The organism is Streptomyces sp. NPDC001922 (genome assembly GCF_042891165.1).
In the GTDB taxonomy this organism is placed as follows: domain Bacteria; phylum Actinomycetota; class Actinomycetes; order Streptomycetales; family Streptomycetaceae; genus Streptomyces.
Map to the genome: position 1 here is coordinate 39971 of NZ_JBIASV010000012.1, position 21694 is coordinate 61664.

At 73.6% G+C, this 21694-nt stretch carries 16 protein-coding genes; 11 read left to right on the forward strand and 5 right to left on the reverse strand.

Annotated features, from left to right (window positions below):
* Positions 1–27: 27 nt before the first annotated feature.
* Complete coding sequence (locus tag ACFYYR_RS22735; protein WP_388856412.1) at positions 28–804, reverse strand: amino acid ABC transporter ATP-binding protein; 777 nt, start codon at positions 802–804, stop codon at positions 28–30.
* Positions 805–1085: 281 nt separating this feature from the next.
* Between ACFYYR_RS22735 and ACFYYR_RS22740 the strand changes: the two genes are divergently transcribed.
* Both ACFYYR_RS22740 and ACFYYR_RS22745 read left to right on the forward strand, forming a co-directional pair.
* Positions 1086–1790 carry a response regulator transcription factor gene (locus ACFYYR_RS22740; protein ID WP_388856415.1) on the forward strand — a complete coding sequence of 235 codons (705 nt, stop codon included), beginning with the start codon at positions 1086–1088 and terminating at the stop codon, positions 1788–1790.
* Between the two features lie 15 nt (positions 1791–1805).
* The gene (locus ACFYYR_RS22745) at positions 1806–3215 is read left to right on the forward strand and encodes a sensor histidine kinase (RefSeq protein ID WP_388856418.1); all 1410 of its coding nucleotides are present in this window, start codon (positions 1806–1808) and stop codon (positions 3213–3215) included.
* A 142-nt stretch (positions 3216–3357) separates the two neighbouring features.
* On the opposite strand, the gene ACFYYR_RS22750 is transcribed toward ACFYYR_RS22745, so the two are convergent.
* Both ACFYYR_RS22750 and ACFYYR_RS22755 read right to left on the reverse strand, forming a co-directional pair.
* Positions 3358–6411: an alpha-mannosidase gene (locus tag ACFYYR_RS22750; protein ID WP_388856421.1), complete on the reverse strand. Its 3054-nt coding sequence runs from the start codon at positions 6409–6411 to the stop codon at positions 3358–3360.
* 61 nt (positions 6412–6472) lie between these two features.
* Positions 6473–7498, reverse strand: coding sequence for a TAXI family TRAP transporter solute-binding subunit (locus tag ACFYYR_RS22755; RefSeq protein ID WP_388856424.1), 1026 nt, complete (start codon positions 7496–7498; stop codon positions 6473–6475).
* Between the two features lie 125 nt (positions 7499–7623).
* Between ACFYYR_RS22755 and miaB the strand changes: the two genes are divergently transcribed.
* Positions 7624–9105: a tRNA (N6-isopentenyl adenosine(37)-C2)-methylthiotransferase MiaB gene (gene miaB, locus ACFYYR_RS22760; RefSeq protein ID WP_388856427.1), complete on the forward strand. Its 1482-nt coding sequence runs from the start codon at positions 7624–7626 to the stop codon at positions 9103–9105.
* Positions 9106–9198: 93 nt separating this feature from the next.
* On the forward strand, positions 9199–9906 hold the full coding sequence (locus ACFYYR_RS22765; RefSeq protein WP_388856430.1) for a class III extradiol dioxygenase subunit B-like domain-containing protein: 708 nt from the start codon (positions 9199–9201) through the stop codon (positions 9904–9906).
* Positions 9907–9999: 93 nt separating this feature from the next.
* On the opposite strand, the gene ACFYYR_RS22770 is transcribed toward ACFYYR_RS22765, so the two are convergent.
* Positions 10000–10215, reverse strand: a complete 216-nt coding sequence (locus ACFYYR_RS22770; RefSeq protein WP_388856433.1) for a gliding motility protein — start codon at positions 10213–10215, stop codon at positions 10000–10002.
* A gap of 182 nt (positions 10216–10397) precedes the next feature.
* Here ACFYYR_RS22770 and miaA point away from each other — a divergent pair, with 182 nt between their 5' ends.
* From miaA to hflX, 6 genes are all read left to right on the forward strand, one after another.
* On the forward strand, positions 10398–11336 hold the full coding sequence (gene miaA, locus ACFYYR_RS22775) for a tRNA (adenosine(37)-N6)-dimethylallyltransferase MiaA (protein ID WP_388856436.1): 939 nt from the start codon (positions 10398–10400) through the stop codon (positions 11334–11336).
* Between the two features lie 106 nt (positions 11337–11442).
* A complete protein-coding gene (locus ACFYYR_RS22780) occupies positions 11443–11868 on the forward strand; it encodes a hypothetical protein (protein WP_388856945.1) in 426 nt (141 codons plus the stop codon).
* Between the two features lie 131 nt (positions 11869–11999).
* Positions 12000–12890 (forward strand): diaminopimelate epimerase, encoded by an 891-nt coding sequence (gene dapF / locus ACFYYR_RS22785; RefSeq protein ID WP_388856439.1) that lies wholly within the window; start codon positions 12000–12002, stop codon positions 12888–12890.
* A gap of 142 nt (positions 12891–13032) precedes the next feature.
* Complete coding sequence (locus ACFYYR_RS22790; RefSeq protein WP_388856443.1) at positions 13033–15174, forward strand: RelA/SpoT family protein; 2142 nt, start codon at positions 13033–13035, stop codon at positions 15172–15174.
* A gap of 112 nt (positions 15175–15286) precedes the next feature.
* Entirely contained in the window at positions 15287–16771 is a 1485-nt protein-coding gene (locus ACFYYR_RS22795) for a M1 family metallopeptidase (RefSeq protein WP_388856446.1), read from the forward strand.
* A gap of 115 nt (positions 16772–16886) precedes the next feature.
* Positions 16887–18383 carry a GTPase HflX gene (gene hflX, locus ACFYYR_RS22800; RefSeq protein ID WP_388856449.1) on the forward strand — a complete coding sequence of 499 codons (1497 nt, stop codon included), beginning with the start codon at positions 16887–16889 and terminating at the stop codon, positions 18381–18383.
* Between the two features lie 225 nt (positions 18384–18608).
* On the opposite strand, the gene ACFYYR_RS22805 is transcribed toward hflX, so the two are convergent.
* Positions 18609–19787, reverse strand: coding sequence for a trypsin-like serine peptidase (locus tag ACFYYR_RS22805; protein WP_388856452.1), 1179 nt, complete (start codon positions 19785–19787; stop codon positions 18609–18611).
* A 289-nt stretch (positions 19788–20076) separates the two neighbouring features.
* Here ACFYYR_RS22805 and ACFYYR_RS22810 point away from each other — a divergent pair, with 289 nt between their 5' ends.
* Positions 20077–21651 carry a diaminobutyrate--2-oxoglutarate transaminase family protein gene (locus tag ACFYYR_RS22810; RefSeq protein WP_388856948.1) on the forward strand — a complete coding sequence of 525 codons (1575 nt, stop codon included), beginning with the start codon at positions 20077–20079 and terminating at the stop codon, positions 21649–21651.
* Positions 21652–21694: the final 43 nt, after the last annotated feature.

Here is a 21694-nt window from a genome sequence, read left to right on the forward strand (position 1 = left end):
ATCCTTTACGTCGTGAGTCGTTGAGCGTCAGTGGTGCAGGATCTTCGACAGGAAGTCCTTGGCCCGGTCGCTGCGGGGGTTGTTGAAGAACTGGTCCGGCTGCGCCTCTTCGACGATGCGGCCGTCCGCCATGAAGACCACCCGGTTCGCGGCCGAGCGCGCGAAGCCCATCTCGTGGGTGACGACGACCATGGTCATGCCGTCCCGGGCGAGCTGCTGCATGACCTCCAGCACCTCGTTGATCATTTCCGGGTCGAGGGCCGAGGTGGGCTCGTCGAAGAGCATCACCTTCGGGTCCATCGCCAGCGCGCGGGCGATCGCGACGCGCTGCTGCTGGCCGCCCGAGAGCTGGGCGGGGTACTTGTCCGCCTGGGTGCCGACGCCCACGCGGTCGAGCAGGGCGCGGGCCTTCTCCTCGGCGGCCTTCTTGTCGGCCCGCCGCACCTTGACCTGGCCCAGCATCACGTTCTCCAGCACCGTCTTGTGTGCGAAGAGATTGAACGACTGGAAGACCATGCCGACATCGGCGCGCAGCCGGGCGAGCTCACGGCCCTCCTGCGGAAGCGGCTTGCCGTCGATCGTGATGGCGCCCGAGTCGACCGTCTCCAGCCGGTTGATCGTGCGGCACAGCGTCGACTTGCCGGATCCGGACGGTCCGATGACGACGACGACCTCGCCGCGTGCGATGGTCAGGTCGATGTCCTGGAGCACATGCAGCGCGCCGAAGTGCTTGTTGACGTTGTCCAGGACGACCAGGGGATCCGCCGTCGGTGCGGCGTCCTTGGTCACCGATACTTCGGTCATCGGCTCTTGCTCCGTCCTCCTCGGTTGGGAGGACCATACGGAGCGGCCAGGATGACCGTCATCACATCTGAGCGAGAATTGAGCATAACGATACGGCTACGGGCTGCGACGCTGGGTGACCGGTTCCGGCCCCCCGGTGACGGGTTCCTTACCGGCTCCATAACGGATGGTGGCCCAGGGCCGGACGCCTCTTGACGTGCGGCGTCGTATCGGGCTGTATGCCCTGTGACCACACCGACGTATCGCCGCACACCCCATCGCACCAGGGCAGGAAGGGGCCGATGAGACTGCTCCTCGTCGAGGACGACAACCACGTCGCCGCGGCGCTCTCCGCGGTGCTCGCGCGGCACGGTTTCGACGTCACCCACGCCCGTAACGGCGAGGAGGCCCTCCAGGCCCTGCTGCCCGACACCGGAGCGCCCTTCGGTGTCGTCCTGCTCGATCTCGGCCTGCCCGACCAGGACGGATTCGAGGTCTGCGGCCGGATCCGGAAGCGCACCGCCACCCCCGTGATCATGGTGACGGCGCGCTCGGACGTGCGCTCCCGGATCCACGGGCTGAACCTGGGGGCCGACGACTACGTGGTCAAGCCGTACGACACCGGCGAGTTGCTGGCCCGTATCCACGCGGTCAGCCGGCGCACGGTGCCGGGCGAGGCCGGTCCCGAGGACCAGGAGACGGGCGCCGACGAACCGCTGCGGCTGGGGCCGGTGCTCGTCGAACTCCCCACCCGCCAGGTGACGGTGAACGGCGTCCCGGTGCCGCTCACCCGCAAGGAGTTCGACCTGCTGGCGCTGCTCGCCCAGCGCCCCGGCGTGGTCTTCCGCCGGGAGCAGATCATCAGCGAGGTCTGGCGCACCAGCTGGGAGGGGACCGGCCGCACCCTGGAGGTGCACATCGCCTCGCTCCGCTCCAAGCTGCGGATGCCCGCCCTGATCGAGACCGTGCGCGGCGTCGGCTACCGCCTCGTCGCCCCGGCGGCCTGAGGATCCGCGGGACCGGTGCGCACCCGACTCCTGCCGCTGCTCATCGTCCTCATGGCGGGCGTGCTGCTCGCCCTGGGCTTCCCGCTCGCCGGGAGCCTGGCCGCCGCCCAGCAGCAGCGGGTGGTCGTGGACCGGATCGACGACTCGGCGCGCTTCGCGGCCCTCGCCCAGTTCGTGACCGCCCGTCCCGCCGCGAGCAGACCCGGTGACGAGGGGGGCCGGCTGGTCACCCTGCGCGCCGAACTCGCGCGTTATGAGGATCTCTACGGCATCCGTGCCGGGGTCTTCTACCGCGACCGGACGGCGATGGCTGTCGCCCCCGGCCACTGGTCCGTACCGGCCGGGGGTGAACCCGAGCGGGCCTTCGAGGAAGCGCTGGCCGGCCGCCGCAGTCACAACCCGCCCCAGGTCTGGCCCTGGCAGCGGGAACGGCTGGCCGTCGCCTCACCGGTCATCCGGGACGGCGACGTGGTGGCGGTCGTCGTCACCGATTCCCCGACGGGCCAGCTGCGCTCCCGCATCCTCCACGGCTGGCTGCTGCTCGGCGCCGGGGAGTGCGCCGCCATGCTGCTCGCGCTCGGCGCCGCCGCCCGGCTCACCGGCTGGGTGCTGCGCCCCGTCCGCGTCCTCGACGCGGCCACCCACGACATCGCCACCGGCCGGATGAAGTCCCGGGTGGCGGCCGCCGGGGGCCCGCCGGAGCTGCGCCGGCTGGCCCGTTCGTTCAACGAGATGGCCGACAACGTCGAAGAGGTCCTGGAGCAGCAGCGGGCGTTCGTCGCAGACGCCTCGCACCAGCTGCGCAACCCGCTCTCCGCTCTGCTGCTGCGGATCGAACTGCTCGCGCTGGAACTGCCCGAGGGCAACGAGGAGATCGCCTCCGTCCGCACGGAGGGCAAGCGGCTCGCGCGGGTGCTCGACGATCTGCTCGACCTGGCGCTGGCCGAGCACGCCGCGGCCGACCTCCAGCTCACGGACGTCGCCGAGCTGGCCGAGGAACGGGTCGGAGCCTGGCGTCCGGTCGCCGACCGCGAGGGGGTCGCCCTGGTCTACGAGGGGCCGTCCGGCGCCACCGGGTGGGCCGACCCGGTGGCCCTGTCCAGCGCGCTCGACGCCGTGGTGGACAACGCGCTGAAGTTCACCCCCGAGGGAGCCGCAGTCACGGTCGGCGCGGAACCGGACGGCGACACCGTCCGGATCACGGTGGCGGACGGCGGCCCCGGCCTGACCGAGGAGGAGCTGGACCGGATCGGCGACCGGTTCTGGCGCAGCGGCCGCCACCAGAACGTCTCCGGCTCGGGACTGGGGCTGTCCATCTGCCGGGCGCTGCTGGCGGCCGGCCGGGCCTCGATGGCCTTCGCCCCCAACGAACCGAACGGGCTGCGGGTGACGATCACGGTCCCGCGGACGGCCCCGCCCGGCTGACCTCTCTCCCGGCTGCCCCCGCCCGGACGACCACCCTGCCCGGACAGCCGCCCCTCCCGGACAACTGTTCCTCCCGGCCGACCGCCCCTCCCGGCCGGCCGCCCCGCAGGGCGGGTGACCGGCCGGGCACCACCGAAGCCCGTCACCCCGGCCCCGGCACCCCCGCCCGCTCCAGCCGCAGCGTCACGATCTGGAACGGGCGCAAGCCCAGGGCCACCTCGCCGTCCGCGGACACCAGGTACTCCGGCGCCCCGGCCAGGGGCCGTTCCAGCAGGTCCGTCCCGGTCGCCGAGGCCACCGGGAACCCGGCCCGGAGCGTGGCCGCGGCCCGTCCGCCGTGTGCCTCGTAGAGCCGCACCACCACGGCGCCGCTGCGGTCCTCGGCGAGCTTGACCGCCTCGACCACCACCTGGTCGCTGTCCACCGTCACCAGCGGCTCCACCGGAGCCGAGCCCGGCGCGGTGCGCTCCGGCAGGTTGAACCAGTGCCCCTCGCGGACCGCGTCGCCCACCGAGGCCCCGGGCGCCAGCCCGAAGCGCAGCCGGTGCCGCCCCTGGTCGGTCTCCGGGTCCGGGTAGCGCGGCGCCCGCAGCAGCGACAGCCGGACGGTCGTGGTCTGCCCGCCGTCCGCGCGCACGTCGCGGGTGACGTCGTGGCCGTACGTCGAGTCGTTCACCACCGCCGCGCCCCAGCCCGGCTCCGCCACCTGGATCCACCGGTGCGCGCAGATCTCGAACTTCGCCGCGTCCCAGGAGGTGTTGGTGTGCGTGGCCCGGTGGACGTGCCCGAACTGGGTCTCCGCGGCCGACCGGTCCGCCTTCACATCCAGCGGGAACGCCACCTTCAGCAGCGTCTCCGACTCGTGCCAGTCGACCTCGGTGTCGATCTCCAGCACCTTCGAGCCGGAGCGCACGGCGAGCAATTGCACCACCGAGGAGGCGCCGAAGGTCCGGGTGACGCGCAGCACGGCCCGGTCCGCGCCCTCCTCGGCGACCGTCAGCCCGTCCGGCTCCACCAGGTCGGTCACGGTGTTCCGGTAGTAGGCGTCGACGTCCCAGGCGTCCCACATGGCGGGGAAGTCCGGGTGGATCTGGAGCAGGTTCGCCGCCAGCCCCGGAGCCACCGCTTCCCGCCCGGCCGCCAGGTCGTACGCCGAGACGACCAGGCCGCGGCCGTCCACCTCCACCCGCAGCAGCCCGTTGGCGAGGACGAAGCCGCCGCCCGCCGCCTCCTCCCGCGGCGTCAGGGTCACCGGATCCCCGGAACGGCCCGGTTCCGGGGCCGCGCCGCCGGCCGGAATGCCCCGCCGCGCGTGCGGGGCGGCGTTGAAGACGACCGTGCCCTCCCCGCCGCCGGTCAGCGCCCGCTGCGCCGCCGCGACGAGCGCCTCCAGCTCCCGCCGCACCGCCGCGTACGTCGCCCGCGCCTCGCGGTGCACCCAGGCGATCGACGACCCGGGCAGGATGTCGTGGAACTGGTGCAGCAGCACCGTCTTCCAGATCCGCTCCAGATCCTCGTACGGGTAGCGGTATCCGGGCGCCCGGACCGCCGCCGTCGCCGCCCACAGCTCCGCCTCCCGCAGCAGCGACTCGCTGCGCCGGTTCCCCTGCTTGGTCCCGGCCTGGGAGGTGTACGTGCCGCGGTGCAGCTCCAGATACAGCTCACCCACCCAGACCGGGGCGTCCGGGTACTCCGCGTGCGCCGCCTCGAAGAACGCCGACGGCCGCTCGACGGCGACCCGCGGCGAACCCTCCAGACGGCCCAGCCGCCGGGCACGGGCCAGCATCTCCCGGGTCGGCCCGCCGCCGCCGTCGCCCCACCCGAAGGGCACCAGGGAACGCGACGCCCGCCCCTTCTCCCGGTAGTTGCGGGCGGCGTGGGCCAGCTGCTCCCCGCCGAGGTCGGAGTTGTAGGTGTCCACCGGCGGGAAGTGGGTGAAGACCCGGGTGCCGTCGATGCCCTCCCACCAGAAGGTGTGATGGGGGAAGGCGTTGGTCCGGCTCCAGGAGATCTTCTGGGTCAGGAACCAGTCCGACCCCGACAGCTTCACCAGCTGCGGCATCGCGGCGGTGTAGCCGAACGAGTCCGGCAGCCACACCTCCCGGGTGTCGATCCCGAACTCGTCCAGGAAGAACTTCTTCCCGTACAGGAACTGCCGGGCCATCGCCTCCCCGCCGACCATGTTGGTGTCGGACTCCACCCACATCCCGCCCACCGGCACGAACTGCCCGGCCGCGACCTTCTCCCGGACCCGGGCGTACACCTCGGGCCGGTGCTCCTTGATCCAGGCGAGCTGCTGGGCCTGCGACATCGCGAACACGAACTCCGGGTGGCGGTCCATCAGATGCACCACGTTGGAGCAGGTCCGCGCCACCTTCCGCACCGTCTCCCGCAACGGCCACAGCCACGCGGAGTCGATGTGCGCATGGCCGACCGCGCTGATCCGGTGCGCGGACGCGTGCGCGGGGGAGGCGAGCACCTCCGCCAGCGGCTCCCGCGCACCGGCCGCCGAGCCCGCGACATCGGCCAGGTCCACGGCGTCCAGGGCGCGTTCGGCGGCGCGCAGCAGCTCCCAGCGGCGTGCGTCCCCCTCCGGCAGCTGGAGCATCAGCCCGCCGAGGACCTCCAGGTCCTGCACCAGCTCCCAGACGTCCGTCTCGAACACGGCGAGATCCATCCGGGCGATCCGGTACAGCGGCTCCTCGCCCGCGGTGAGCCGGTCCCCCTGACGGGTCGGCGTCTGGCCGGCGAGGACCGGGTTGGCGGCCGCCTCGACGTACAGCAGCACCTCCTCACCGCCCCGGGCCGGGTCGCCGACGCGCACCCAGTCGTTGTACGGATGGAGGCCCTTCACCGCCTCCCCGTCGGGCCGGTACACCAGCCCCTCGCACTGGAACCCGGGCATCCCCCGGTCGAAGCCCAGGTCGAGGACGGCCTCCACGGTGCGGCCCGCCCACGCCTCGGGCACCCGGCCGCGCACCCGGAACCAGCTGGTCCCCCAGGCCGGCCCCCACCGGTCGCCCGCCCGCGCCGGCCCGTACGCGGCGGCCAGCCCCTCGGCGACCGGAACCGGCTCACCGGGCGCGTCCCACCGCTCGACGGTGAGCGGCACGCAGCGGCCGTGGACCGCGGGCCGGATGCGTTCGGTCAGGACACGGTGCAGACGGGACTCGACGATGCTGCGGTCGTCATGCATGACGCGGCTCCGATGGCTCGGGACGGACGTCGGGCCCGGCCGGGTCCGGCCGAGCGGAGGATCAGGACTTGACCGAGCGGTAGTAGCGGCGGGCGCCCTCGTGCAGCTCCAGCGGATCCGTGAAGATCGCCGTCCGCAGGTCCACCAGCTGTGCCGCGTGCACCTCGCTGCCGATCCGGTCGCGGCTGTCGATCACCGTGCGGGTGATGCCCTCGGTCAGCCCCGGATCCGTACGGTCCGTGGTCACCAGCAGGTTCGCCACCGCCACCGTCCTCACCGCCTTGCCGTGCTGCACCTGCGGATAGGCGTCGGCCGGCATGACCGCCGCCCGGTAGTGACGGGTCGCCGCGCCCTGCCGGGTCAGCTCGTCGCTGAGGTCCCCGAGCTGCACGAGACGGATACCGACGTCGTCGGCGAGGTCGGAGACCGCCGCCGTCGGCAGCCCGCCCGACCAGAAGAACGCGTCGATCTTCCCCTCGCGCAGCAGGCCGGGCATCCGGTCGATGCCCACCCGGACCGGCTCGATGTCCTTCCGGGCGTCGAGCCCGGCGGCTCCGAGGAGCCGGCCGGCTATCAGGCTCACCCCGGAGCCCTTCTGGCCTATGGCCACCCGCTTGCCCCGCAGGTCCGCCGCGCTCCGCACGTCGGATCCGGCCGGCACCACGAGCTGCATGTAGTCGTCGTACAGGCGCGCGCAGGCGCGCAGCCGGTCCGCGTCCCGGCCGCCGCGCTCCCGGTAGGCGGCGACCGCGTCGGCCGTGGCGATGGTGAAGCTCGCCTTGCCGGAGACCAGCCGCTCGATGTTCTGGACGGACCCCTCGCTGGACCGCAGCCGCAGGTCGACATCGGGCAGATCCCGGGCCACGTGCTGCTTGAGCAGCGCGCCGTAGCGGGCGTACACCCCGGTGGGCACCCCGGTGGTGAAATCCACCCTGCCCCGCGGGGACGAGGCCTGGCCCAGCGGCAGCAGCCACCACAGCAGCAGCGCCAGCACCACGCCGGCCGCCGCCGTGACCTGCAGGGCACGCCGCCGGCCGAAGCGCAGGGCGGAGCGCCGGTCGCGGATGCCTGGGAACGCGGGAGCCATGCGCGCGATCCTGCCAGCCCGGGCAGCCCGGGGCCAGGGGCGCCGGGCGGGATCACGCGGCGCCCGGGGAGCGCACGGAAGGCGGGGGCGGAGCCGGGTGGTGACCACGTACCCTGGTGGGCGAGATGAGCGCGAAGACTTACGAGGTGCGCACCTACGGGTGCCAGATGAATGTCCACGACTCCGAGCGGCTCTCCGGCCTGCTGGAGGACGCCGGGTACGTCCGGGCGCCCGAAGGCCACGCCGAGGGTGAGGCGGACATCGTCGTCTTCAACACCTGCGCGGTGCGGGAGAACGCCGACAACCGGCTCTACGGCAATCTCGGCCGGCTCGCCCCGATGAAGGCGAAGCGGCCCGGGATGCAGATCGCCGTCGGCGGCTGCCTCGCGCAGAAGGACCGCGACACCATCGTCAAGAAGGCCCCCTGGGTCGACGTGGTGTTCGGCACGCACAACATCGGCAGCCTCCCGGTGCTGCTGGAGCGGGCGCGCGTCCAGGAAGAGGCGCAGGTCGAGATCGCCGAGTCGCTGGAGGCCTTCCCCTCCACGCTGCCCACCCGCCGCGAGTCGGCGTACGCGGCCTGGGTCTCCATCTCCGTCGGCTGCAACAACACCTGCACCTTCTGCATCGTCCCCGCGCTCCGCGGCAAGGAGAAGGACCGCCGGCCGGGCGACATCCTCGCCGAGGTGGAGGCGCTGGTCGCCGAGGGCGTCACCGAGATCACGCTGCTCGGGCAGAACGTCAACGCCTACGGCTCCGACATCGGGGACCGCGAGGCGTTCAGCAAGCTGCTGCGCGCCTGCGGCCAGGTGGAAGGGCTGGAGCGGGTCCGCTTCACCTCCCCGCACCCCCGCGACTTCACCGACGACGTGATCGCCGCCATGGCCGAGACGCCGAACGTGATGCCGCAGCTCCACATGCCGCTGCAGTCCGGCTCGGACACCGTCCTCAAGGCGATGCGCCGCTCCTACCGCCAGGACCGCTTCCTCGGCATCATCGAGAAGGTGCGCGCCGCCATGCCGGACGCCGCCATCTCGACCGACATCATCGTGGGCTTCCCCGGCGAGACCGAGGAGGACTTCGAGCAGACCATGCACGTGGTCCGGGAGGCGCGCTTCGCCCAGGCGTTCACCTTCCAGTACTCCAAGCGCCCCGGGACGCCCGCGGCGGAGATGGACGGGCAGATCCCCAAGGAGGTCGTGCAGGCGCGCTACGAGCGTCTGGTGGCCCTCCAGGAGGAGATCAGCTGGTCGGAGAACAAGCAGCAGGTCGGCCGGACCCTCGAGGTCCTGGTCGCCGAGGGCGAGGGCCGCAAGGACGACGCCACCCGGCGGCTCTCCGGCCGTGCCCCCGACAACCGCCTGGTGCACTTCACCCGCCCCGAGGAACCGGTCCGGCCGGGCGACGTCGTCGAGGTGGAGATCACCTACGCCGCCCCGCACCACCTGCTCGCCGAGGGGCCGGCGAAGGGCGTCCGCCGCACCCGCGCCGGTGACGCCTGGGAGCGCCGCACCGCGGCCCCGCAGGAGTCCCCCGGCGTGATGCTGGGCCTGCCCACGGTGGGCGTCCCCGCGCCGCTGCCGTCCGTGACCGGCGGCTGCGGCTGACGGCTGGAGCCACCTGAGGCACAGTGCCGCCCGGCCGCCGGGCGGCACTCGGCCCCCGCACCGGCGCCCGAGCGGCGCGCGTAGGGTTCGGGCATGCTTGCCGCAGCCGCCGTGTGCCCCTGCCCGCCGCTCCTCGTGCCCGACGTGGCCGCCGGGGCGGCGGCCGAACTCGACGGCCTCCGGACGGCCTGTTCGGACGCCGTCGCCGTGCTCGCCGCCGCCCGCCCCGACCGCCTGCTGGTGATCGGCCCGGCCGGGCCGGAGGAGCAGGGCCCGTACCCGTCGGGTGCGGCCGGATCGTTCCGGGGCTTCGGCGTGGACCGGGCCGTCCGCCTGGGTGCGGGCGACGGTTCCGCACGGGAGCTGCCGCCGTCCCTCGCCGTCGCGGCCTGGCTGCTGGAGCACACGGATTTCACGGCCGCACCCGTCGAGGGCCTGGGGATCGACACCGCTCTCCCCTCCGGACGCTGCGCCGCACTCGGCCGGGAGAGCGCCGCCGGTGCCGAGCGGCTCGCCCTGCTGGTCATGGGCGACGGCAGCGCCTGCCGGACCCTGAAGGCCCCCGGCTACCTCGACGACCGGGCCGCGGATTTCGACGCCGGGGCCGCCCGGGCACTGGGCGCCGCCGACACCGAGGCGCTGCTGGCCGTCGACGAGCGGACGGCGCGGGAGCTGAAGGCCGCGGGGCGGGCGCCCTGGCAGGTGCTGGCGGGGGCGGGAGAGGGCGCCGGGCTGGCCGGCGCGCTGCTGTACGACGACGCTCCCTACGGGGTGGGGTACTCCGTCGCCGTCTGGTCGTAGCCGGGCGGCCGGAAGAGACGCCGGGTCCGGACACGCGGACGGCCGCGAGGCAACGGGGCTTCGCGGCCGTCCGTCGACAGGGTGCGGCGGGGCCTACTTGCGGGCGCCCTCACCGGCCTCGCTGTCGGCGGCCTCCTCCGCGGACTGCTGCTTCGGGATCTCCACCCCGTCCTTCGTCTCCGGCGACGCCTCGGACGCGGCCTCGGCGTCAACCGCGGGCTCTGTGGATTCCGCCGTCTGAGGGGCGGCTGCCGCCTCGTCGGTTGACGCTGCGGACGAACGACGCCTGAACCGTGAAAACACGCCCATATCTACTCCATAACCTCGCTGGGGTGAGTGACATCCCGCGCAGCCCGGAGCGTCCCCTTGCGTCGCCCCCCGGCACCGGTGCGTACACCGGCGGCGGAACCTCGCCCCACGCAACGACCCCGGGGGCGGGCCGTCACGTCGCTCGTTCGAGGAGGGCGGCCGGGGTTTGCGAGACTGTGCCAGTGACAAGTTCAGCGCCCGTGCCCCGGGTCATCGCCGTGGTGGGTCCCACCGCGGCCGGAAAGTCCGATCTCGGCGTGGCCCTGGCCGAGCACTTCGACGGCGAGGTGATCAACGCCGACTCCATGCAGCTGTACCGCGGCATGGACATCGGCACCGCCAAGCTGACGCCCGAGGAACGCCGCGGCGTGCCGCACCGGCTGCTGGACATCTGGGACGTCACGGAGGCCGCCAGCGTCGCCGAGTACCAGCGGCTGGCCCGGGCGGAGATCGACCGGCTGCTGGCCGCCGGCCGCACTCCGGTACTGGTCGGCGGCTCCGGGCTGTACGTCCGCGGGGCGATCGACGTCATGGAGTTCCCGGGCACCGATCCGGACGTACGCGCCCGCCTGGAGGCCGAGTTGGCCGCCGAGGGCCCCGGTCCGCTGCACGCCCGGCTGGCCGCGGCCGACCCGGCGGCGGCCCGGGCGATCCTGCCCGGCAACGGCCGGCGGATCGTCCGCGCCCTGGAGGTCATCGAGATCACCGGCCGGCCCTTCACCGCCAACCTCCCGGGCCACGAGTCCGTCTACGACACCGTCCAGATCGGGGTGGACGTCGGCCGTCCGGAGCTGGACGCACGCATCACCTCACGGGTCGACCGGATGTGGGACCAGGGACTCGTCGACGAGGTGCGCACCCTGGAGGCCGCCGGCCTCCGCGAGGGGCGCACGGCCTCCCGGGCCCTCGGCTATCAGCAGGTCCTCACCTTCCTGTCGGGAGAGTGCACGGAGGACGCGGCGCGTGCCGAGACCGTGCGCGCCACCAAGCGGTTCGCACGCCGTCAGGACTCCTGGTTCCGGCGCGATCCCCGGGTGCACTGGCTCAGCGGAGCGGCCGACCGGCTGCCGGAACTCCGGAGCCGCGCGTTGACGTTGGTCGAACGAGCGGTCACAGCCTGATCACGTGATGGCATCGGGAGGCTCCGTACGCCTTCCGGGCATCCGAGTGCGTGTCATCATCGGACTTCGATCAGCCGTGAAGTCCGAGTTGGGAGGGCGCGTGGCAATGGAGGCCGGCCCTCGCGACAGACCGCAGCCGCAGGACCGACGGACCGAGGAGCTCACCCCGGACGGCCCCGAGCCGGCGACCGGCGGCGAGTCCTTCCGCGAGCTGCGCCCGCCGCGACGGCTCCGGATCTGGCAGATCGCGCCCATCGTGGGTCTCGCGGCCGCCGGCTCCCTGATGTTCGCCTTCCCGCTCGCCTTCGAATTCGGCGACAGCGGAGCGATGGTGGCCCTGCTCGGCCTGCTGATCAGCTGCTGCGCGGCGGGCTGGGGCATGATGGCGGCCCGCCGGGTCGGCCTCACCTGGCCCGGGCTCGCGCCGCGCGGCTCGGGCAAACGCCCCGACTGGCGCGTCATCGCGCTCTACGCCCTGCTGGTCACCACGGTCGCGGCACTCGCCATCTGGCGGGTCGCCCGCCTCCGCTGAGCCACGGCAACCACCCCGGCGCATCACGGCCGGGCACGGCCCCGCCCATGGGCGGGGCCCGGACGGGGCCGCCCGCCACCGGGCCCGCAGGTCGGACTCCCCGCTGCCGGACCGGCCCGTAGGATCGAGGGGTGAGCACCGAGCAGATCACCTTCCTCAAGGGCCATGGCACCGAGAACGACTTCGTGATCGTTCCCGACCCCGGCAACGCCCTCGACCTGCCCCCCGCGGTCGTGGCGCGGCTCTGCGACCGGCGGGCCGGCATCGGCGGGGACGGGCTGCTCCACGTGGTGCGGTCCGCGGCACACCCCGAGGCCGCCACGATGGCCGCCGAGGCCGAGTGGTTCATGGACTACCGGAACGGCGACGGCAGCGTCGCCGAGATGTGCGGCAACGGCGTACGGGTCTTCGCCCGGTACCTCCAGCGTGCGGGCCTGGTCGAGGCCGGCGATCTCGCCGTCGCCACCCGGGCCGGCGTGCGGCAGGTGCACATCGCCAAGGCACCGGCGGCCGGCGGGGACGGCGACATCACCGTCGGCATGGGGGCCGCGCTGCTCCCCGACGGCGAGGTCACGGTGACCGTGGGGGAGCGCAGCTGGCCCGCGCGCCACGTCAACATGGGCAACCCGCACGCCGTCGCCTTCGTCGAGGACCTCGCCCACGCCGGGAACCTGTTCACCGCCCCGCCGGTGCACCCCGCGTCCGCGTACCCCGACGGCACCAACGTCGAGTTCGTCGTGGACCGTGCCCCGGGCCACGTCGCCATGCGGGTGCACGAGCGCGGTTCGGGGGAGACCCGCTCCTGCGGCACCGGGGCCTGCGCCGTCATGGTCGCCGCGGCCCGCCGCGACGGCGTCGACCCGGCCGTGACCGGCAGCCCCGCCACCTACACCGTGGACCTCCCCGGCGGCCGGCTGCTGATCTCCGAGCACCCGGACGGCCGCATCGAGATGACCGGCCCGGCCGTGATCGTGGCCGAGGGCGTGATCGACCCGGAGTGGCTCGCAACCGCGTTCGTCTGACGCCTCCCTCGAATGGGTGAACCGGTTCACGCTGAGCGAGAGCCGGTCATCCGTGGGTGACGGGCTCGATAGCATCAAGCACCGGCCCGGGCGCCGGGCACCGGCCCCGCTCCCGCCGGTGCCGACGCCGCCGGAGGTGCCCATGAGCGAGGCCGTCAACCCTGGTCCGCCGGCCCGCAGGCGCGCCCGCATCGATCTGCGCAGACTCGGTCGCGCGGCGCTGCTGGGCCCCGGCCCGCGGGACCGCCTCCCGGACGCCATCGACCATGTGGCCAAGGTGCACCGGGCGCGGCATCCGGGCGCCGACCTCGACCAGCTCCGCCGGGCCTATCTGCTCGCCGAGTCCTCGCACCGGGGGCAGACCCGCAAGAGCGGCGAACCGTACATCACCCACCCCCTCGCGGTGACGCTCATCCTCGCCGAACTCGGCGCCGAGACGACCACGTTGACCGCCTCCCTCCTCCACGACACCGTCGAGGACACCGAGCTGACCCTCGACCAGGTCGGGGAGGGGTTCGGCGAGGAGGTCCGCTACCTCGTCGACGGGGTCACCAAACTCGAGAAGGTGGACTACGGGGCTGCGGCGGAGCCGGAGACCTTCCGCAAGATGCTCGTCGCCACCGGCAACGACGTCCGCGTCATGTCCATCAAGCTCGCCGACCGCCTCCACAACATGCGCACCCTCGGTGTGATGCGCCCCGAGAAGCAGGCCAGGATCGCCCGGGTCACCCGCGACGTGCTGATCCCGCTGGCCGAGCGGCTCGGCGTACAGGCGCTCAAGACCGAGCTGGAGGACCTGGTCTTCGCCGTCCTGCACCCCGAGGAGTACGCCCGCACCCGCGACCTGCTGCTCGAGCACGCGAACCGCCCCGATCCGCTCACCCGGATCGCCGAGGCGCTCGCAGCCGTGCTGCGGGAGGCGGGCATCGCGGCCGATGTGCTGGTCCGGCCGCGGCACTTCGTCTCCGTGCACCGGGTCCGGCTCAAACGCGGCCGGCTCGGCGGCGCCGACTTCGGCCGCATCCTGGTCCTCGTCGCGGAGGACGCCGACTGCTACGCCGTCCTCGGCGAGCTCCACACCTGTTTCACCCCGGTCGTCTCCGAGTTCAAGGACTTCATCGCGGCCCCGAAGTTCAACCTGTACCAGTCGCTGCACACGGCCGTGGCCGGCCGGCCGGGCGGCGACGTCGCCGAAGTCCTCATCCGTACCCACCAGATGCACCGGGTGGCCGAGGCCGGCGTGATCGCGCTGGGCAATCCGTACGCCCCGACGACCGAAGCCCCCGAGGCGGCCGAGGCGGACGGGGAGCGTGCCGACCCCACCCGGCCCGGCTGGCTGTCCCGGCTGCTCGCCTGGCAGCAGTCCGCACCCGACCCCGACACCTTCTGGGCCTCGCTCCGCGACGACCTCGCGCAGGACGCGGAGATCACCGTCTTCCGTGCCGACGGCGGCGCGCTCGGCCTCCCGGCAGGCGCCAGTTGTGTGGACGCGGCGTACGCGTGGCACGGGGAGGCCGCGCACACCTGTATCGGAGCCCGGGTCAACGGCCGGCTGGCCACGCTCGCCACCGTGCTCGGCGACGGCGACACCCTGCAACTCCTCATGACCCAGGACCCCTCCGCGGGGCCGTCCCCCGACTGGCTGGAGCACGCCCGTACCCCCGCCGCGCGGATCGCGATCGGTCACTGGCTCACCGCCCACCCGGACGCGGCGCAGGTGCCTCCCGACACCGCGCCCGCCGCGCAGCCGGGGAGCGCCCCGGCGGAAGCGGAGCCGCGGGCGGCCGCCTTGGACCCCGAGGGAGCCGTCGCCGCCGTACCGGACCTGCCGGGCGCCGCGGTGCGGCTCGCGGGCTGCTGCACCCCGGTGCCGCCCGACCCCGTCACCGGGTTCGAAGTACGGGGCGGGACGGTGACCGTGCACCGCGCCCAGTGTCCCGCCGTCGCCCGGATGACGGTGTCCGGACGGCCACCGGTCGGGGTGCGCTGGTGCGGCGGCGACGGGGCCGGCCGCGGTGACTGCCGCGTCACCCTGCTCGCGGAGGCCTTCGGCCGGCCGCACCTGCTCGCCGACCTCACCGAGGCCATCGCCCAGGAGGGGGCGGCCATTGTCGCCGCCGCGGTGGAACCGCCCCACGAGCAGCGGGTCCGTCACACCTACACCCTCCAGCTCCCCGACGCCGCGGGCCTGTCCGGACTGATGCGCGCCATGCTCCGCGTTCCCGGCGTGTACGACGTGAGCCGGGCGCACGCCCCGGCCGCCGGGCACCGGCCCGTGCACTGAACCGCCTGTGCACTCAACCGCCCGTGCACTCAACCGGCCGGGCACCAGCCGTTCGAGTGGGCAGGGCGCGCGGCTCCGCCGGGCTCCGCTGCCGCGCTGGTAGCCGTAGGGCATGACCCGACCCGCGCCCCGCCGGACAGCCCTGGTCACCGCCGCCCTGGCTGCGCTCGTCGCGGCCGCCGCGCCGGAACCTGCCGCCCAGGGCATCGGCGACCGGCTCTACCCCCACCTGGGAAACCCGGGCTACGACGTCCGGGCGTACGACATCGCCCTCCACTACTCGGGCGACAACACCGAGCCCCTCCGGGCGGTCACCACCGTCCGGGCCCGTGCCGCGGCGCCGCTGGACCGCTTCAATCTGGACTTCGCCCGGGGGACCGTCACCGCCGTCCGGGTCAACGGCGCACCCGCGGCCTTCTCGAACGTGGGCGAGGACCTCGCCGTCACCCCGGCCGAACCCGTGCCCGAGGGCGCTCCGCTCCGCATCGGCATCGCGCACACCAGCGACCCGGGCACGGGCGCCGACGGCGGCTGGGTACGGACCGACGACGGTCTGGCGATGGCCAATCAGGCCGATGCCGCCCACCGCGTCTTCCCCTGCAACGACCACCCCTCCGACAAGGCCGTGTTCACCTTCCGGGTCACCGCACCGCGGGACCTCACCGTCGTCGCCGGCGGGCTCCGGACGGCCCGCCGGCCCGGCCGGACCACCACGACCTGGGAGTACCGCAGCGCGCATCCGATGGCCACCGAACTGGCCCAGGTCTCCATCGGGCGCTCCGCGGTGCTCCGGCGCCGGGGGCCGCACGGGCTGCCGGTACGGGACGTGGTGCCCGCGGCGGACCGCTGGCGGATGGAGCGGTGGGCGGCCCGGACGCCCGGGCAGATCGCCTGGATGGAGCGGCAGGTCGGACGGTACCCGTTCGAGACCTACGGGCTGCTGATCGCCGGCACCCGGACCGGCTTCGAGCTGGAGACCCAGACCCTCTCGCTCTTCGAGCGCCGGCTCTTCACCGACCCGCGCTTCAGCGAGGCGTACGTCGAGTCGGTCATGGTGCACGAGCTGGCCCACCAGTGGTTCGGCGACAGCGTCAGCCCGGCCCGCTGGTCCGACGTCTGGCTCAGCGAGAGCCACGCCACCTGGTACGAGGCCCGCTGGGCCGAGGAGCGGGCCGGCGTCCCGCTCGCCGAGCGGATGCGCCGGGCGTACGCGCAGTCCGACGCCTGGCGGGAGTCCGGCGGGCCGCCCGCCGCCCCGAAACCGCCCGAACCGGGGCAGAAGATCGGCATTTTCCGCCCCGTGGTCTACGACGGGAGCGCCCTGGTGCTGTACGCCCTGCGGCAGCGCATCGGTCCGGCCGCGTTCGACCGGCTGGAACGGGCCTGGGCCGGCCGGTACCGCGACGGCCACGCCGCCACGGCCGACTTCGTCGCCCTCGCCTCCGAGGTGTCCGGCCGGGACCAGTCCGGCTTCCTGCGGCCCTGGCTGTACGGGGCCGGGACCCCGGCCATGCCCGGGCACCCGGACTGGCGGACCGGCCCGGCCGCCCCCGCCGCACGGCCGGGGGCCCGGCACCGGGCCGGAAAACCGGTGTGACGGCCGGGCGGGCCCGTGGGACCATCGTCCCGTCGGCAACCCGGTCCGGCCGGGGAATCCTCCAGGCGGCCCGGACGTTGTTCCCGACGAGAGTTTCCATCGACGTAAGGATCCAATGACCTCCTCTTCTTCCCCTTCCCAGGACGCCCAGAGCTTCTCGACAAGCCTTCGGGCCGACGCCCTGATGGAAGAGGACGTCGCCTGGAGCTACGAAGCCGACGAGGAGCGTGACGGCGGACAGTACGACCGCTCCGACCGCGCGGCCCTGCGCCGGGTCGCGGGCCTTTCCACCGAGCTCGAGGACGTCACCGAGGTCGAGTACCGGCAGCTGCGCCTGGAGCGCGTGGTGCTGGTCGGCGTCTGGACGTCCGGCACGGTGCAGGACGCGGACAACTCCCTCGCGGAGCTGGCCGCGCTCGCCGAGACGGCGGGCGCGGTCGTGCTGGACGGCGTGATCCAGCGCCGGGACAAGCCCGACCCGGCCACCTACATCGGCTCCGGCAAGGCCATGGAGCTGCGGGACATCGTGCTCGAGAGCGGAGCCGACACCGTCGTCTGTGACGGTGAGCTCACCCCGGGTCAGCTCATCCACCTCGAGGACGTCGTCAAGGTGAAGGTGGTCGACCGGACCGCCCTCATCCTCGACATCTTCGCGCAGCACGCCAAGTCCCGAGAGGGCAAGGCGCAGGTCTCGCTCGCGCAGATGCAGTACATGCTGCCGCGGCTGCGCGGCTGGGGTCAGTCGCTGTCCCGGCAGATGGGTGGCGGTGGCTCCGGTTCCTCGGGCGGCGGTATGGCCACCCGTGGTCCCGGTGAGACCAAGATCGAGACGGACCGGCGCCGGATCCGCGAGAAGATGGCGAAGATGCGCCGGGAGATCGCGGAGATGAAGACCGGCCGCGACATCAAGCGGCAGGAGCGCCGGCGCAACAAGGTGCCCTCGGTCGCCATCGCCGGCTACACCAATGCCGGCAAGTCCTCGCTGCTCAACCGGCTGACCGGCGCGGGTGTGCTGGTGGAGAACGCGCTGTTCGCCACCCTGGACCCGACCGTCCGCCGGGCCGAGACGCCCAGCGGCCGGCTCTACACCCTGGCCGACACCGTCGGGTTCGTCCGGCATCTGCCGCACCACCTGGTGGAGGCGTTCCGCTCCACGATGGAGGAGGTCGGTGACTCCGATCTGATCCTGCACGTGGTGGACGGTTCGCACCCGTTCCCGGAGGAGCAGCTGGCGGCGGTCCGCGAGGTCATCCGCGACGTGGGCGCCGTCGAGGTACCCGAGATCGTGGTGGTCAACAAGGCGGACGCGGCCGATCCGCTGGTCCTCCAGCGCCTGCTCCGGATCGAGCCGCGGGCCCTCGCGGTGTCGGCCCGCTCGGGGCAGGGCATCGACGAGCTGCTGGCGCTGATCGACGACGAGCTGCCGCGGCCCCGGGTCGAGATCGAGGCGCTGGTTCCGTACACGCACGGCCAGTTGGTCTCGCGGGCGCACGCCGACGGTGAGGTGATCTCCGAGGAGCACACCCCGGAGGGCACGCTGCTCACGGCCAGGGTCCACGAGGAACTGGCGGCCGAGCTCCAGCCGTACGTCCCGGCCGCCGGGCGCGCCTGACGGCGTGGCCTGCGCGGTGGATCGGCCGCCCGCCTGACGGATGCGCCCGTCTGATGGATGCGTCCGCCTGATGGGTTCGTCCGCGTGACGGGGCCGTCCGCTTGGCGCGTCTGCCGGGGAGCGTGCACCGCGCACAGGCTCACCGCTCATGATGAAGGGGCCCGTTCCCACCAACCGGTGGGAACGGGCCCCTTCATCATGGGTGGCCCGGTGGCCGTGACCGGGTCAGCGGTTCGCGAACTTCCGGCTGACCGCCTCGTACATGCTCTTCGCCTCGGGGCCCAGGTGCGGTCCCGCCAGCCAGGTGGCGGGGGCGGGGCCGATGGAGGTGTTGGACACCAGGGCCGGCTTGCCGTCGGCTCCGTTGGCGAACCATCCGCCGCCGGACGAGCCGCCCGTCATGGTGCAGCCGATCCGGTACATCGTCGGCTGGGACGAGGACGTGGAGAGCCGGCCCGGCTTGTCGACACAGGAGAACATCTTGCTGCCGTCGAACGGCGGCGCGGCCGGGTAACCCCAGGCGCCCATGTTGGAGATGTCCTTCACCACGGGGGCGTTGAACTCGACCGGGAGGGCCGCACCGACGGTCTCCTCCAGGGACTTGCCCTCGCTGCCCGCCTCCGGCTTCACATGCAGCACGGCGAAGTCGTACGGCGCGCCGCTGCCGCCCGTTTCCTCACCCTCCTTGATCCACTGCTGGGACGTGGACGCCCAGTCCGCCCACCAGGTGCCGTACGGGGCGACCTGCTCGCGGGGCGAGCTGTTCAGCCGGGCCGCGGGAGCGCCCTTGTCGTTGAAGGAGGGGACGAAGGCGATGTTGCGGTACCAGCCGCCCTTCTTGCCCGCGTGCACACAGTGGCCCGCCGTCCAGACCATGTTGGACTTGCCCGGGTGCGCCGGGTCCTTCACGACCGTGGCGGAGCAGACCATCGAGCCGTCGGGACCGTCGAAGAAGACCTTGCCGACCGGGGCCGCGTTGTCGTGGTACGGCGTCCGGACCTGACTCGCCTCGACGGGCGCCGGCTCGGGGTCGGTGACGCCCTGGTCGTCCGAGAGGTCGGAGGGGACCGTCTTCTGCGGGTCCTCCGCGCCCTTCATCCGCTCCGGCTTCCAGAGGTCCTCGATGATCGGGTTGACGAAGTCACCGGCCTCGCGGAGCCAGTCGTCCTTGTTCCAGTTCTTCTTCCACTCCCCGTTCTTCCACTTGTCCACGTCTATCCCCAGCTCCTTCAGACGCTGGTTGATGTCCTTCGGAGGGGTGACGGCGCCCTGCCCCTGCTGCCCCGCGGAGGCCCCCGGCTGGTCGCTCGCGTCGTCGTCCGTCGGGCCGCACGCGGTCGCGGTCACCGCGAGCACAGCGGCGAGCGCGGCTGCGGCGAGGGCGGGCCGTCGTATGGAAGGCATGGGTGGAACTCCCCCTGGATGTGTACGAACCCTGCAGATGAACTTGTCATGCACCCCGACCGAGGCGCAGAGCCCCACTATGCCGGTGCCGTTGGGGACGGTCGCGGCCGGGGCCGTGGTTCCCGGGCCGACGGCGCCGGGGCGCCAAGGATCTTCCGGTTGCCCGTGATCCGCCGCTCGCGGCGTCGTTGGTACGTACGGCGGACAGCCAACCAGCGTTCATCCAGAGGACAGGAGAACCGTGGCCGTGACCGAGTCCCCGCCGACGGCGCCGCCCGCTCCCCTCACCGTGGCCGTGCAGGACACGGCGGGGGCCGCGGACGCGGCCCAGGAGGGAATCCTCCGGCGGCAGTCGCTCCGCGAGTCGGCCGCGCGGACGTATGCGCGCGCGCTCCCCATCGTCCCGGTGCGGGCCCGGGGGATGACGATCGAGGGGGCCGACGGCCGGCGGTACCTCGACTGCCTGTCCGGCGCCGGGGCGCTGGCGCTCGGCCACAACCACCCGGTGGTGCTGGAAGCCATCCGGTCCGTCCTCGACTCCGGGGCACCGCTGCACGCGCTCGACCTCGCGACCCCGGTCAAGGACGCCTTCACCACCGAGCTGTTCCGGACCCTGCCGGGCGACCTGGCCGACCGGGCACGCGTGCAGTTCTGCGGCCCCGCGGGAAGCGACGCGGTCGAGGCGGCGATCAAACTCGTCCGCACCGCGACCGGACGGTCCGGACTCCTCGCCTTCTCCGGGGCGTACCACGGGATGACCGCGGGGGCACTCGAAGCATCGGGGGGCGCACAGGACGTCAGGGTGGCGCGACTGCCCTATCCGTACGACTACCGCTGCCCGTTCGGGGTCGGCGGCGCATGGGGTGCGGAACTCTCCGCACGGTGGACCGAGCAGCTGCTGGACGACCCCAGGAGCGGAGTGCCGCTCCCGGCCGGCATGCTCGTCGAACCGGTGCAGGGGGAGGGCGGAGTGATCCCGGCCCCCGACCCCTGGCTGCGCCGGATGCGGGAACTGACCGCCGCACGCGGCGTTCCGCTCATCGCGGACGAGGTGCAGACCGGCGTCGGCCGCACCGGAGCCTTCTGGGCCGTCGAGCACAGCGGGGTGGTGCCGGACGTCATGGTGCTGTCGAAGGCCATCGGCGGCAGCCTGCCGCTCGCCGTCGTGGTCTACCGCGACGACCTCGACCTCTGGCAGCCGGGTGCGCACGCCGGAACCTTCCGCGGCAACCAGCTCGCGATGGCCGCGGGAGCGGCGACGCTGGCGTATGTGCGGGAGCACGGACTCGCCGAGCGGGCGGCCGTGCTCGGCGGCCGGATGCTGGAGCGGCTGCGCCGCTTCGCCGCGGAGCAGCCGTGTGTCGGTGACGTCCGCGGCAGGGGCCTCATGATCGGCCTGGAGCTGGTGGCCGCCGAGGCGGGCGAGGCACCGTTCCGCCGTGCGGCCGGCCCGGACGGCAGCGGCCGGAAGCGCAGCCATGGCAGCACCGACGCATACCTCGACGGCGGCCACAGCGGTGCCACGGTGGCCGACGCCGGCACGGCGCCCGGACGCGGGGTGTTCGATGCGCCGGCGACGGGGGGCACGTCGTTCGGTGGCGGGCCGCCGGCCGCCCCACTGCTGGCAGCCGAGGTCCAGCGGGAGTGCCTGCGGCGTGGACTGATCGTCGAACTCGGCGGCCGGTACTCCAGCGTGGTCCGCCTCCTGCCGCCGCTGACCGTCACCGACGAGCAGGCCGAAGCGGTCCTCGACCGGCTGACCGACGCGATCTCCAGCGCCGTCCGGAACGGTGGGGCCGTCCGCGACGTGTACCCGCCCGTACCCCGGCCGCCCCGACCCGCGCCGCCGGGTACCTCCCGGTGAGGACGGCCCGGCGGGGCACGGCGCCGCCGTTGCCGCCTTCCGC